The following is a 1,506-nucleotide window of genomic DNA, read 5'->3' on the forward strand; positions in this document are numbered from 1 at the left end:
AATATATAACGAGGAGGGATGGGTATGAGCATCGTTTATCAAACCAATAAGCAAACCGGCATCACTTACGCCTATGAGAACGAAGCCTACTGGGATAAGGAAAAACAGCAGTCCAGGGCCAGGCGAAAGCTGATTGGCAAGCTGGACCCAGAGACAGGCGAGATCATCCCCACCCGGTCTTACAAAAAGACCTCGCCTCAGACGCATGTGCCGGCAAAGCAGGGACCTGTACCCATCACCAAGATCCAGCGCCGGTTCTACGGAGCCACCCATCTGTTTGACCAGATTGGTCAGCAGACCGGCGTCCAGGAAGACCTGAAAGCCTGCTTTCCAAAGATTTACAAACAGATGTTGTCCGTTGCCTACTACCTGATCCTTGAAGACAACAACCCTTTAAGTCGGTTCCCCCACTGGCAACGACTCCATGTCCATCCTTGCGGAGAAGACATCCCGTCCCAGCGAAGCAGCGAACTGTTCCAGGCCATTGAAGAAGAAAACCGGATGGCTTTTTTCAGGAAGCAGGGGAAACGCCGTATCGAAAAAGAATACTGGGCCTTTGACATCACCTCCATTTCCAGCTATTCCGAAGTGCTCCGTCAAGTGAAGAAAGGTCGAAACAAAGAACACGACCGCCTCCCCCAGCTTAACCTGGCCCTTCTCTTTGGCGAAGAATCCGGCCTGCCTTTCTACTACCGAAGGCTTCCGGGGAACATCACCGATGTCACCACCTTAAGGCAACTCATGGGCGAGTTCAATGTGATGGGTTACTCACAGGTGCATGTGGTGCTGGACCGGGGGTTTTACAGTCAAGACAACATCAATGGGCTATACAAGCATCACCAGAAGTTCCTCATAGGTGTGAAGCTGAGCCTGAAGTATGTCAAGGAGGTGCTGGAAGAAGAACGGGAGAACCTTCAGACATGGTCAAACCATCATCCACAGTTTGGAGTGTATGGAACCTGCCGCACCATCCAGTGGAACTACGAACAGCATCGCCCCTACAAAGGGGACACCCTCACCGAGAAACGCCGGGCTTACCTTCACCTTTTCTACAACCCGGAGAAGGCTGCCCGGGACCAGGTGGAGATGAACGATTACCTGACCAGTCTTAAGCAGGACCTGGAACAGGGAACCCGGAAAGACTACCGCATGAAAGACTGCGACAAATACTTTGAAGTCACCGAGACACCCAAGCGGGGTAAAAAGATCAAGCCCAAGGAAGAAGCCATGAAGAATGCGGCCAGAAACTACGGCTACTTTGCCCTTCTCTCCAATGAGGTGAAGGATCCTTTTGAAGCCCTCTCCCTTTACCGCAGCAAAGATATGACAGAAAAGGGGTTTGGTGACCTGAAAGAACGGCTGAACTTTCGCAGAATGCAGGTTTCTTCCCAATTGTCCCTGGACGGCAAGATATTCGTTGAGTTTATTGCTTTAATCTATTTGTCTTACGTGAAAAAGAAGATGCAGGATGCTGGCCTTTTCACCAAATGGACCCTCCAGGGTCTC

1 protein-coding gene is annotated in these 1,506 nt (G+C 51.1%); it reads left to right on the forward strand.

Annotated features, from left to right (window positions below; translation table 11 throughout):
• Positions 1 to 24: 24 nt before the first annotated feature.
• Positions 25 to 1,506, forward strand: a 1,482-nt coding sequence (locus tag QOL74_RS18340) for an IS1634 family transposase (RefSeq protein ID WP_283410957.1), incomplete at its 3' end; no start/stop codon positions are given.

The sequence above is a fragment of the Anoxynatronum buryatiense genome, from assembly GCF_900182905.1.
Lineage (GTDB): Bacteria > Bacillota > Clostridia > Peptostreptococcales > Tindalliaceae > Anoxynatronum > Anoxynatronum buryatiense.